Genomic DNA, 11,750 nt, shown 5'->3' on the forward strand with positions numbered 1-11,750 from the left:
CCGCCAGTGAAGATCGTCGCGATCTCACCGAAGCCAAGCCAGGTAGCTTCCATCTGCGGCACCAGCACCATGGCGGGCAGCTTGAGCAGCACGGCCCAGAGCAGCAGGAAGATTGCCAGCACGCGCGAAGCGACCCGGACCGTGCCGGAAAACAGCAGCCCCAGACCGGCAACTATCTCCAGAATGGCGGTGGTATAAGCCAGAACGCTGCGACCGGGCAGATGCGCGATCGGAATACGTTGCCATTGCAGAGCGAAATCGCCGTAGATCAGGCCGAGGATACCCAGTGCCATCATGCTTGCTGCAAACAGCGCGCGTGGAGTGCCTTCTGTCACGATAAGGCGGGTGGGAACGCCGGCCAGGCCGGTATCGCGCGAAATCGTGCTGTTCATGGTGTTTCGGGTCTCCCTCGGATTGGCGCTCATTGGAAAGCGTTTTCCGCACAGGAAAATAGAGCCAATTTATCGAGACGACGGCATGCCAATACCTCTCCGCACGGTCGAGGCCGCGTGCACATATGTCGTCGCGATCGCCAGCGAATCTGCACGGTAAGCAAACCCATGGCAGGAGACCATGCTGTCCGGGCCCTCGAAAGGAGCATGCATCATGAGCGAAGCAGATCGGTTCGGCGGTAAAGGCGGCGATGGTCGCCGCCTCAATCTCACCCCGCCCGACGAGCAGCAGGTGCCGCGACGAAGCGAGACTCAGGAGTCGCCTCATCACGGCTTCGATGACCGGGATGGCAAAGCCTTACCCGCCGACCCTCATATGATCGACGACGAGCCGCGGGTTGGCGGAAGTTACCAGAGCGGCGGTCGCGGGCTGGACCGTGAAGTCCTGGATGTCGAACGCAAGAACAAGGAAAGCGGCGGGAGCTGGAAGAGTCCGCGCGCGCCGCGAGGTGCGCGCGATCCGGCGCCCGGTGCGCCGATCAATCGTCGCCGCTGAACGAGATCAGTGCTGTTCGGTTTCTTCCGGTGCAGCGTCGCCGGCTTGCACGGCGAGCGGCCGTGCATCGTTGACCAGATGCATAAGGAAGCGGCCGGGCTGCTCCTGCATCACCATATGCGATGAATCCTCGAACCAGACCAAGCGTTTGGAAGGGGCGTCGAGCGTAGCGAACCATTGTGCGGTCAGTTCGTGAGATACGGCGTAGTCGTGCCGGCCTGTGAAGAGCAAGACGGGACAGCCGAAGTGCGTGTCGTGGGTAAAGTCGACTCGGGACAGCGGAACGAGCAAGTGTTGGAAAGTTAAGGCGCTGCCTTTGTCGATTGCGTCGAGATCCTGATCGGTATATTCCGGTGCTAGCTGTTCGATGTCGACGCCGAAACCGAAATCATGACGTCCGTATGCCAGTCCGCCGTAGTATGTCAGCCACTGATGCGTAGTGTTGAGCTTGTCGCGTTCGAGCGTACCGTCGGGCGCCGGGTAAGGGGCGATCTTCTCCAGTTGCTCCACGGCTTTGTCGTTGTGTGCCGCTTTGGCTTGATCCAGTGCGAAGCGATAGCCGATGGCTTCGCTCTTGACGGTGTTTACCATCTGGCCGACGCCGATATAAGCGTAGAACCAGTCCGGATGCCGCTGCGTCAGGCGCACGCCCAGCACGGTACCCCACGAGTGACCGAGCAGGAAGATTTTCCGCTTGCCGTAAGTCTTGCGTAGATAACTTACGACAGCTTCGGCGTCGTCCGTCATCTGATCGATGGTCAACGTCGGTCCGATCGTTTTCGGATCGTTTGCCAGGTAAGTCTTCCCGCTGCCGCGCTGATCCCATTGCACGACGGTGAAATAATCTTCCCATGGTCGTTGGAAGCTATAGGCCATCGGCATATCCGGAGATGCCGGGCCGCCATGGAGGAACAGCAGGATCGGATTGCGTGCATCGTTGCCACGAATCGAAAGCCATTGCTCGGTGCCGTTCACCGGAATCTTGGTCAGCGTATCGATGCCGCGCGGGCTGACGATCTGACGTGACTCGGCAATGATGCTCCGCGCTTCCTGCCGCGTGGACGGCTTGATATCGCCATCGGCATGGGCGCCTGCGGCGGCAATGGCAAGTGCTATCAGGCAGGGCAACGATTTCATGCGTTTCATGCAGAGATGTTCCGAACATTCATGAGGGCAGGGCGGAGCAGCAATTCGCGGGCCAAGCTTGCTGCATCGAGGTTCTCATCGGCGTGGACCTGCCGAAGGCAGTGACCGCGGACAGTGAAAAATGTCCGCGGACTGTATCCATGGCGATGTTTTGCGCAAGTTTATGCGAGGAAAACTGTCGCGCAGCGAGCCATAATATGGAGCTATGATGCCGCCAAAATCATCTCAAGGAGTCTCCGATGCGCGGCACACTCACGGTATTGGCGCTGGCCCTGTTGCTGCCGCTAGGCGCGGCCGCGCAGGAAACAAGCACGGCTTCGGCGGCTGAGATTCCTACCGACAAAGATCTGGCCAATACGCGTTGCATTATCGGCGAGGAAAAATTTCTTCCGTCCGATTATTACTACTGCCTGGCCGCGCAGAGCTACGGGCAGAAGAAGTATCGGTATGCCGTGCAGTTTTTCAAGGACGCGGCAGGTTGGGGTAGCAAGCAGGCGCAGTATGTCCTCGGTGTAATGGCGCTCAATGGCGATCATCAGCCGGTAGATCGTGCTCTGGCTCTGGCGTGGCTCTCGCTTGCCGCAGAACGGCCGGGCTCGCGCTTTGCCGGGCCTTATAACGAGGTGCTCAAGCAATCTACCCCGCGCGAGCGCGATGCGGCGAAAGCGTTGTTGGCGAAGATGGCGCCGGTGTATGCAGACGCCACGGCGGCTGCGCGCGCCGAAGCACGTTATACCGGTGGCTTGGCGTTGCTCAGGAATAGTACCTATTACTGCATGGCGGGCATGTGGGAGCCTGGACGTGAGCCGTCGGTGGACAATGCGTCGGATGGTTCGTCGTGCCCCCATGTCGAGGTTTTGGCTGCGCAGTTGGACAAGACTGCTGCGGAGGTGTTCGAAGGATGGCAGGGGCATGTCGCGGTCGGAGCGTTGCAGCCGGTGAATAAGCCCTGATATGGGACGCCGATGCCCGCCTGTGGCGGAGACAATAAGAACCGAGGTTATCTGAGTTTCCCGTCGATTACGCCGCGCGTTTGCGAAGGCGACCATGGCCGAAGATGGCGGAGTTCTAGCCGCTGGCGGGTTCGGGCAAGGAGGTCGAGTCAGGTAAATCGGACGCGCTCTGGCGTTGCTCCGCCTGGACAGCATGCGAGCTGGGCGCGCCGTCGCCGGTGCCGCTGGATTCGACCCTGTTGCGACCGCTGTGTTTTGCGCGGTAAAGCGCGCGATCGGCGTCCACCAGCAAGCGTTGCAAGTCGTGGCCGATCCGCTCGGTCGAGGAAATGCCGAAGCTAGCCGAAACAGCGACAAGGCGCTCGCCCATCTGCACGGGGATGGTGGCGATGGTCCTGCGCAGGTGTTCCGCTCGGTCGATCGCAGTCGCGATCGTACATTCAGGCAGCAGGATACCGAATTCCTCGCCGCCCAGGCGGCCGAACACATCGCTGGAGCGCAGGAAGGCACGGCATGCGCTTACCGCTGCCTGCAAGACCTGGTCGCCGACGGCGTGGCCGTAGGTGTCGTTGATCTGCTTGAAATGATCGAGGTCGATCAGGATCAGGCAACAATGCCGGTGACCGCGTTCGGCCTGGCGCAGGGCATGGCCGGCTTCCTCGACGAAATGTTGGCGGTTGAAAATCCCGGTCAATCCGTCCTGTCGCGCCAGGCGCATGAAGCGCAGCTGCGAACGTTTGATGCGATAAAGCAGTAGTGCGATCGATGCAAGCACGGTCACCAGCAGCAGAATATACAAGCGGCTGGTCTCTACCGCTTTATGATCCAGTGCGCGTTGCAGTTGCAGGATCTGGTTGCGCTTGTTCAGCGCTTCGACTTCCAGCTTGCGTGCCTTGAGCTGCTGATTGACGATCTGGAACGCCAGTGTGCGAGCGGTCACGTCATTCAGATAGCCCTTGTCGGCGGCCATGTACTTTTCGTGATAGTCCAGCGCGGCGGCGATGTTTCCGCGTTTGACTTCGATCTGATAGAGCAGCGAGTAGGCGGCGCTCAGCGGCTCGGTGTATTCGTTCTGAATTGCGCCCTCGACAACGGCCTGGGCGAATTTTTCGGTTTGCGCGATATCGCTTTGCTTCCAATAGGCCTTGGCTAGCAGTACGTTGTATTGCATGGTCAGCGCCGGATAGCGATAACCGAGGACGTCCCGATAGTGTTCCTTGAGGATGGCGATGGCTTGCTCGGGCTGGTTGCGCGTGATCTGCAGCGCGGCGATATCCGCACGCAGCGTATCGGCGAACAACGGTTCCTTGCCGATCAGGCAAGCATCGATGCCCTCCTGAAACGGTGGGTCGGCCGGCTGTGGAGAGCCGTTGCGGAAAGCTGCATGCAGCTTGAAGTAAAGCGCCTTGCAGTCGTTCTCGCCGGGAGGCAGGTCCTGCAGCATTTCTTCGGCATAGCCGATGGCCTGATCGTACTGCTCGGCGGCGATCAGTAGTTGTGCCGCTTCGCCCAACCCTTGATAGCGCGCTACTTTATCGGTGACCTCCGGCAGATCGTCGATCAGCTGGTTGAGATGGCGAAAAGCATCTTCGTAGCGATGGGCGATGCCCAGAATATTGATGATGGTCGCGTTGGCGCGGAAGCGCAGCGTCGCATCGTCGGAGCGCTCGATCACATCGTTGAGCAGCGCTCCGGCTTCCGGATACTGTCCGCTGAAAGCCACCTGCCACGCATGCAGGTATCGTAGTCGCCATTGCTGTATCGGGGTCAGTTTGCTCGCCTGGTTATCCAGCTGATTGAGCAGTTGCAGGAATTCGTCGTGACGCGAAGTTTTGATGCTGTCGGCGCGCTGCAATAGTTGCGATAGGTCTTCAGGCGTGAACACGGAGGCCTGCGCCGAGCCGAGGAGGCCCAGCGCAAGGAGGATGCCGTAGATCGAATGCCTGAGCATAGTCGCCTCGTGACCTGTCGGATCCGTCGACTCAGGATGTCGGCACGTACCGGGACTCGGGAATCTCTTCGTCCTCTTCGCCGTCTTCTTCTTCCTCTTCCACCGGCATCTGCACGATGAACATGGATTCGACGCCAAGAAATTTCTGCAATCGGGAAGGATCCTTGGTCAGGATAGCCGAACTCGCGGTCGCATCGACCTGTGCCTCGTCGAGGGCTAAGGCCAGTTCCGCATCGGAGCCGTTGCGCAGTGGCGCGCTACCGCCCATCCTTTCCAGAAATTCGATAATGCTGGACATAAAACTATCCCCTGATAGTTGCAATGACGGATGCTTGTGCGCGGGGGAGAAATCGCCGTACGACGCCTTAAGCGGGTGCAGCACGCCCTGGGATCCCCGCGTGTATGGCACACCCTTAAATTTTCCGCTCGCACTACGAATAGCACCGCCCGCAATCCGGCTTCCGGTAGGCCAGCTTGCATATCGTTATCCGCCGGCCGTCTATTTGGGTTCGCGACCGGTCAAGCGCACATCATATCGCCTTATGGATCATTATTTCGACGATTTCAAAAGTAATAGGCCATAGGGATTTTGCTGTTTGAAATAGTCCGATGATTAGGCCAAAGACCCTAATTCGCCCAGCCGGGCTCGAATATCGTCGGCAGGGCGCATCGAGTAAGCCGGCGGCACGGCCAAGGTATCGCCCATACTCAGCTGCATGGTGGGCAATTCGGCCAGGGCCAGCCGTTCGATCTTTGGGGACTGAACGGGAAGCGTGGCAGCCTGATACAGGATGACCGTATGGTTGGGCGGATAGTCCCTGCACAGCAATTCCACAAGCAATTGCAGGTAGGCCGGGCGAGTGTCGAAACGCCGCGAACCGAGGTCGCCGGCCAACCCGACCTGCCAAAGCAGGAGCCAGGCGCTCGGGTCGATGCGGCGTCGGTAGAGCATGAACTGGCTGGTCTCGTAGTGCTGGCAGCCGAGCGCGCCGGGATCGATGCCAAGATCGGCATAGAGGCAATCGGACGAGGAGATGCCTGGTTCCATGTGGGCCGTATAGCCTTCGCGGCGCGCCTGAGCGATGGCCTTGTGCGGTGCCCAGGCAAACACGCCAGGGTGGCCATAAAAGGCGCCGCAGACGCGCTTGCCCCGGCGCACTTCAGTCAGCATCGTCTCCACCATCTTCCGATAGGTCCGCATACGGGGTATGTCAGGCCCGTACAGCGACTGCAAGCTGCGCACATCCGGATGCATTTTCTTTAGCCAAAGCTCCACTATCCCGTCGGAAACCCCGGCAAACACGACGTCGGCGGTTTCGATATGGCTGCGAGCCAACGGGCTGATATGCGAACCCAGGGTGATGCCTATGCCTACGCAGGCCAGGCTGCCCTTCGGTACTGCCAGGTCGTTCAATACGTTCTCCGTTCTTGCGGGCGACTGTAACCGGGACCGCCGGGTGGCGGAAGCGGCAGGTAAGCGAATGGCATATGGCCCAGGCGGGCGAATCGGTCATGCTCGCCCGGTTCTGTCCGTCATCCTCCATAGGGGTCCCCATGCGTCGAAGCTATCTGGTTTCCGCGATCGTCCTGGCACTTGCCAGCGCGTCGTCATTTCCCGCCGTCGCCCAGCCGGCCGTACCGGCGGTCGAGCAGGCGACTACCCAGTTGCCACGCACGGTGCGCCCGACCCACTACGATGTGGCCGTTGCGCCGCATGCCGATGCCTTAAGCTTCGATGGCAAGGTCACGGTGACCGTCGATGTGCTGGAATCCACCTCGAGCATCACGCTCAATGCCGTGGATATGAACTTCTCCGCAGTCAGCCTCACCCCGGTCAAGGGCAAGACATTGCCGGCACCGAAGGTTGCGGTCGATGCGGCCAACCAGACAGCGACCTTCACCTTTGCCCAGCCGTTGGCCAAAGGCAGCTACCAGCTGGCCATGACCTATACAGGCAAGATCGGCACACAGGCCAACGGTCTGTTCGCGCTGGACTACGACACCAAGACGGGCGGCAAGAAGCGCGCGCTGTACACCCAATTCGAAAACTCCGATGCGCGTCGGTTCATTCCTTCCTGGGACGAGCCTAACTACAAGGCGACCTTTGCCTTGCATGCGACGGTGCCGGCTACCCAGATGGCCGTTAGCAACATGCCTGTCGCTAAGAAGACCGATGCGGGCAATGGCTTGGTAACGGTCGACTTCCAGCAGTCGCCGAAGATGTCCACCTATCTTCTGTTTTTCGGCCTGGGCGATTTCGAGCGCGCGACTGCGGCGGCCGGTAACACCGAAGTCGGCGTGATCGTGCAGAAGGGCATGACCGACCAGGCTGGCTTCGCGCTGGATTCGGCCAAGTCGATCCTGGCCGAGTACAACGATTACTTCGGCACGCCGTATCCGCTGCCCAAGCTGGACAATATCGCCGCGCCCGGTCGCAGCCAGTTCTTTGGCGCGATGGAAAACTGGGGTGCGATCTTCACTTTCGAGTACGCCATGCTGCTCGATCCGACCGTTGCCACGCAGAGCGACAAGCAGACGGTTTTTGCGGTCGAAGCGCATGAGATGGCTCACCAGTGGTTCGGCGACCTGGTGACCATGCGTTGGTGGGATAACCTCTGGCTCAACGAAGGTTTTGCCTCCTGGATGGAGGGCCGCACCACGGCCAAGCTGCATCCGGAATGGAACACGGCGCTGAGCGCAGTCGAAGTGCGCGAGGCGGCCATGGGCCGCGATGCCATCGCCACCACGCATCCAGTGGTGCAGCGGATCGACACCGTCGAACAGGCCAGCCAGGCGTTCGATGCGATCACGTATTCCAAGGGTGAGTCCGTCATCCGCATGCTTGAAGGCTATGTAGGTTCCGATGCCTGGCGCAACGGTATTCGTAGCTACATCAAGGCCCATGCCTATGGCAATGCGGTTTCCGACGATCTTTGGCGCGAAGTGGAGGCTGCTGCACCGGGCAAGCCGGTCACGCAGATCGCACACGATTTCACCTTGCAGCCGGGTATTCCGATGATCAAGGTGGATAACGTCAAGTGTGCTGGCGGCAGGACGACGATCGAACTCAGCCAGACCGAGTTCACTCGCGACCGCCCCGACAAGCAGCCGTTGTCCTGGCATGTGCCTGTCGTCGCGCAGACGCTGGGCGGAGTCCCGGCAAGCACGCTGGTCAGCGGCGGTCACGCCACGCTGGAGCTGGCAGGCTGCGGCCCGGTCATCGTCAACGCGGGGCAGAGCGGTTATTACCGTACGCTTTACGGCACCGCACAGTTCAATGCGCTCAAGCAGAACTTCGCCAAGCTGGCGCCGATCGACCAGTTGGGCGTGATGAACGACACCTGGGCGTTGGGCATGGTCGGCTTGCAGCCCACATCCGATGTGCTGGACCTGGCGCTTGCCACACCGGAGTCGGCCGATCCGCAGGTGTGGGACAACATTGCTGGGGATCTTTCTTCGCTCGACAGCTATTACGAAGGCGATGCGGCGCGTCAGCAGGCGTTCCGCAAGTATGCTATCTCGCGTCTGGCTCCGGTACTCAAGCGCGTGGGCTGGGAAGCGAAGGCCGGCGAAGCCGATCCGGTGAAGATCCTGCGCAACGATTTGATCGGTACCCTGGGCTCGCTGGGCGATACCGCAGTGATCAAGGAAGCCAATCGTCGCTTCGATGCGATGGATAAAGATCCCAAGGCCATGCCGGCGGCGGTTCGTCGGACGATACTCAATGTGGTAGCGCGCAACGCCGATGCTGCTACCTGGGACCGACTGCATGCGATGGCGAAGGCCGAGAAGACCCCGCTGGTGAAGGACCAGCTGTACTCCCTGCTCTCGATCGCGCGCGATCAGGCGCTGGCCCAACGCGCGCTGGATCTGGCCTTGACCGACGAGCCGGGTGCGACCAACAGCAGCGGCATGATCGCGATGGTATCGGGCAGCCACCCTGATCTGGCGTTCGATTTCGCAGTGGCGCACAAGGCCGAGGTCGACAAGCGTGTCGATTCGACCTCGTCGTCGCGCTATTACCCGGCGTTGGCGAGCCGTTCGCTGAACCCGGCGATGGTCGACAAGGTTCGCGCCTTCGCGGAGAAGAACATCGCGGCCAGTTCGCGTCGCGATGCGGAAACCTCCATCGCCAACATCCAATATCGCATCAAGGTGCGTAACGAGCGGATACCGGCCATCGATGCGTGGCTGAAGAAGCACGGCGCATAAGACAGCTCCACCTATCATTCCGCGGTATGGCACTGGGCCCCGGCGTTCGTCGGGGCTCAGTTTTTTGGAGGCAGGAATCAGTACGAAATCGTAACGGTGCTAGCCGTCGTCTGAAGCCCGTAGCCGCACTGCGGCGTGATGCCCGAGGTGTTGGTTCCCTGCCATGGCGGATTGGACACATGATTGTTGTTACGGTCGTAGACCTGCACGTTGCTGAAGGTAATCGGCCCGCCTGGATATTGATTGCAGGTGGCGACGCTATAGACCTCCAGGACACCACCGAACACCCAGGTCAGGTCGGCATAGGGATTGGTGGTCAGTGTGGTGGTCTGGCCGGTCGTGGTATTGCGTGAGTCGATGTTCCAACTCGAGCAGGCCACGCCCGGCGCACAGTTGGAATACGTATCGCCGACGACGACATCGCCCGCGTGGGCGGCGATCGGGTCGCTATGGAAGGTCGTGCCGTTGACACAGCAATTCCAGCTGGCAAGCGTCCAGGCTTTGTCCCCATAGCCATTCCAACCGAGTACCGGCTGAAGGATCGACTGCACGTTGGGTAGCTGTTCAAGGCCGGGAAAGAAGTAGATCACCTGGCTGCCCCGCTTGGACGGCTGCGAGGGAACGGTCCAGGTCGCGACGATACGACCGATCGGCGTTGAGCTGGCGTAGTTGGCGTCTTGCACCCAACCGCTTTGCACCGGCGGCGGTGCATGCCCGAGCACGGTGACGTGTTGCCCGTTGGGTTCGATGCGATCGCCTTGCAACGTATAGTTCGGTTGGGTGCATGTTGCCGGTTTTTCGAGAGCACCATTGGCGCGCTCGATCATGCCGCCGGCTTGCAGTTTGTCGCCCTGGTGAATCGCCACCACGCAACTGGCGGCAAAGTATCCATTAGGCGTGACGACATAATCGTCAGGAACGCCCGCCGGCTTCTGTGCGGCGCTGAGTTGCCCGACAGTGGTCAATGACGCGGCATTGGCGGCATGTGCGCGGTCGGCAGGTATCCATGCCGATGCGGCCATGCACAGGATAGCGAGCAGATAACCGCCCAGCTTCATTCGCGAGCTGAATTTCGTCATCGCTTTCGACTCCTTCGCGTGAAAGTAAGCCGTCCATGAGGCGCACCGGCGGACATGCGCGATGCGTCACCCCTGTTCCACCGGCGCGATGCCGGAGCGCCAATGTAGGAGGCACTCGATGTTCGATTTTGTGATGCGATATTTCTATCGAAATCGATGGGCAGATTTATTTCGATAATGTGCGCGAGCATGTGAATGGCTAATTCATCTAATTAGAAATTTAAAAACCCAGAATCGGATCGAGTTTTCTTTCAAGTCGCAATAACTTGCGCCTCGATATTCCTTCACATTTTGTCGGGAGTAACGTCCACAGGGTGACGGATCGAGAGGGCGCCATGCGCAAGCCAAGTCTTAGAGATCGACTGGTCGACAAATTTGCCAAGGCAAATCGAGCTGGCGTTGCGCCCGGAATCGCCCCGCGCGACCGCCGCTTTATCGATGCGATTACCGGGCAGCTCGCCAGAGCCAACCAGGCCAACATGAGAGAGGATGGGGTCGTTCCCGGGGTTTCCATTCCCAAGCGCTGGACGCCGGTGACGGCACGGGTGGCGCGTACGCCTCAGGCCGGTTTTACCCCGGAGCTACTGGAGGCGCAACGGCGGAGACTGCGCCGCATAGAATCGGCCGTTCCGCACGGCGAGCTGGTCAATGTCAACGTCAGGCGCGCGGCCGGAGAAGACGTTGGCGCATTTCTGGATCTGCTTGCCGATACGCGCCATTCCCTGCACCGGCTGATGAGCGAGCCGATTGGCCGCGAGCTGTTGACTCGGCTGGATGCGCGCATCGGCTGGAATAGAGTGAGCATTGGCGACAATGCGGATGTCTTTATCGGTTCGACCAGGCCTGGCGATGAGTCCAATATCAATGCACCGCATGTGCAGGCTGGGCTTGAAGAGGGATATCGTTTTGACGGTGTGGAAGGCCAGGGGTGGGGCAGCGAAGTGCGTTACAACCCGTATGAACCCAGGGCCATCCGGTTTATCGGCCTGGGCCATGAACTGGTTCATGCCTATCGACTCGCACACGGCAAAGCAGTGGGCATTCCGCAGCTCAACCAAGCGGGGCATGCTTTATTCAACGATCCGATGTCGCTTGGTGCGAATGTCGACCGAGCCAGGAACGTCGCGTTTGGCCGCCATTTGCTGGATGTCGTGCAAAACGTCAACCACCAGCGGGAGGAGTTCGAAACGGTCGGCCTGCTGACTACGCCACGAAGCGGGACATTCCAGCCATCGGAGAACGCGTTGCGCAGTGAGCACAACCTGCCGTTGCGTAGGGACTATTCCAGGCTGACTCCCGCTACGCTCTACAGTGCGGTGGATAGTGTCGCTCCGATTTTCGAATCGCGGTCTCTGATCGCGAAAATCTGGCAAAAGGTGTCCAGGCAACAGACTGCGCCCACGCCGGTGCGGGCGCTGATCGATCGTTACAGCCGCTAATCGGACCGGCCATGGGCTTCCT

10 protein-coding genes are annotated in these 11,750 nt (G+C 60.1%); 4 read left to right on the forward strand and 6 right to left on the reverse strand.

The window, feature by feature from the left end; translation table 11 throughout:
* Nucleotides 1-392, reverse strand: a 392-nt coding sequence (locus VIM98_RS00195; protein ID WP_331991065.1) for a hypothetical protein, incomplete at its 3' end; no start/stop codon positions are given.
* A gap of 214 nt (nt 393-606) precedes the next feature.
* On the opposite strand from VIM98_RS00195, the gene VIM98_RS00200 reads away from it, so the two are divergent.
* Complete coding sequence (locus VIM98_RS00200; RefSeq protein ID WP_331991066.1) at nt 607-948, forward strand: hypothetical protein; 342 nt, start codon at nt 607-609, stop codon at nt 946-948.
* 6 nt (nt 949-954) lie between these two features.
* Here VIM98_RS00200 and VIM98_RS00205 read toward each other — a convergent pair whose 3' ends face one another.
* The gene (locus tag VIM98_RS00205; RefSeq protein ID WP_331991067.1) at nt 955-2,094 is read right to left on the reverse strand and encodes an alpha/beta hydrolase; all 1,140 of its coding nucleotides are present in this window, start codon (nt 2,092-2,094) and stop codon (nt 955-957) included.
* A gap of 239 nt (nt 2,095-2,333) precedes the next feature.
* Here VIM98_RS00205 and VIM98_RS00210 point away from each other — a divergent pair, with 239 nt between their 5' ends.
* Nucleotides 2,334-3,047, forward strand: coding sequence for a hypothetical protein (locus VIM98_RS00210; protein WP_331991068.1), 714 nt, complete (start codon nt 2,334-2,336; stop codon nt 3,045-3,047).
* Between the two features lie 115 nt (nt 3,048-3,162).
* On the opposite strand, the gene VIM98_RS00215 is transcribed toward VIM98_RS00210, so the two are convergent.
* From VIM98_RS00215 to VIM98_RS00225, 3 genes are all read right to left on the reverse strand, one after another.
* Nucleotides 3,163-4,998: a GGDEF domain-containing protein gene (locus tag VIM98_RS00215; RefSeq protein ID WP_331991069.1), complete on the reverse strand. Its 1,836-nt coding sequence runs from the start codon at nt 4,996-4,998 to the stop codon at nt 3,163-3,165.
* 31 nt (nt 4,999-5,029) lie between these two features.
* Nucleotides 5,030-5,296, reverse strand: coding sequence for a hypothetical protein (locus VIM98_RS00220; protein ID WP_331991070.1), 267 nt, complete (start codon nt 5,294-5,296; stop codon nt 5,030-5,032).
* A gap of 315 nt (nt 5,297-5,611) precedes the next feature.
* Nucleotides 5,612-6,412, reverse strand: coding sequence for an SAM-dependent methyltransferase (locus tag VIM98_RS00225; RefSeq protein ID WP_331991071.1), 801 nt, complete (start codon nt 6,410-6,412; stop codon nt 5,612-5,614).
* A gap of 140 nt (nt 6,413-6,552) precedes the next feature.
* Here VIM98_RS00225 and VIM98_RS00230 point away from each other — a divergent pair, with 140 nt between their 5' ends.
* Entirely contained in the window at nt 6,553-9,210 is a 2,658-nt protein-coding gene (locus tag VIM98_RS00230) for a M1 family metallopeptidase (RefSeq protein ID WP_331991072.1), read from the forward strand.
* A gap of 77 nt (nt 9,211-9,287) precedes the next feature.
* Here the strand turns inward: VIM98_RS00230 and VIM98_RS00235 are convergent, their stop codons facing one another.
* Nucleotides 9,288-10,289 carry a hypothetical protein gene (locus tag VIM98_RS00235; RefSeq protein ID WP_331991073.1) on the reverse strand — a complete coding sequence of 334 codons (1,002 nt, stop codon included), beginning with the start codon at nt 10,287-10,289 and terminating at the stop codon, nt 9,288-9,290.
* Between the two features lie 335 nt (nt 10,290-10,624).
* On the opposite strand from VIM98_RS00235, the gene VIM98_RS00240 reads away from it, so the two are divergent.
* Entirely contained in the window at nt 10,625-11,728 is a 1,104-nt protein-coding gene (locus VIM98_RS00240; RefSeq protein WP_331991074.1) for a M91 family zinc metallopeptidase, read from the forward strand.
* Nucleotides 11,729-11,750: the final 22 nt, after the last annotated feature.

Origin of the sequence: Dyella sp., assembly GCF_036568765.1 — a bacterium.
Taxonomy (GTDB): Bacteria; Pseudomonadota; Gammaproteobacteria; order Xanthomonadales; family Rhodanobacteraceae; genus GSA-30.

Bases quoted from the DNA above. Each gene is read 5' to 3' on its own strand.
- VIM98_RS00200 (WP_331991066.1), top strand. From the start codon at position 607: ATGAGCGAAGCAGATCGGTTCGGCGGTAAAGGCGGCGATGGTCGCCGC.
- VIM98_RS00205 (WP_331991067.1), bottom strand. From the start codon at position 2,094: ATGAAACGCATGAAATCGTTGCCCTGCCTGATAGCACTTGCCATTGCC.
- VIM98_RS00210 (WP_331991068.1), top strand. From the start codon at position 2,334: ATGCGCGGCACACTCACGGTATTGGCGCTGGCCCTGTTGCTGCCGCTA.
- VIM98_RS00215 (WP_331991069.1), bottom strand. From the start codon at position 4,998: ATGCTCAGGCATTCGATCTACGGCATCCTCCTTGCGCTGGGCCTCCTC.
- VIM98_RS00220 (WP_331991070.1), bottom strand. From the start codon at position 5,296: ATGTCCAGCATTATCGAATTTCTGGAAAGGATGGGCGGTAGCGCGCCA.
- VIM98_RS00230 (WP_331991072.1), top strand. From the start codon at position 6,553: ATGCGTCGAAGCTATCTGGTTTCCGCGATCGTCCTGGCACTTGCCAGC.
- VIM98_RS00235 (WP_331991073.1), bottom strand. From the start codon at position 10,289: ATGACGAAATTCAGCTCGCGAATGAAGCTGGGCGGTTATCTGCTCGCT.
- VIM98_RS00240 (WP_331991074.1), top strand. From the start codon at position 10,625: ATGCGCAAGCCAAGTCTTAGAGATCGACTGGTCGACAAATTTGCCAAG.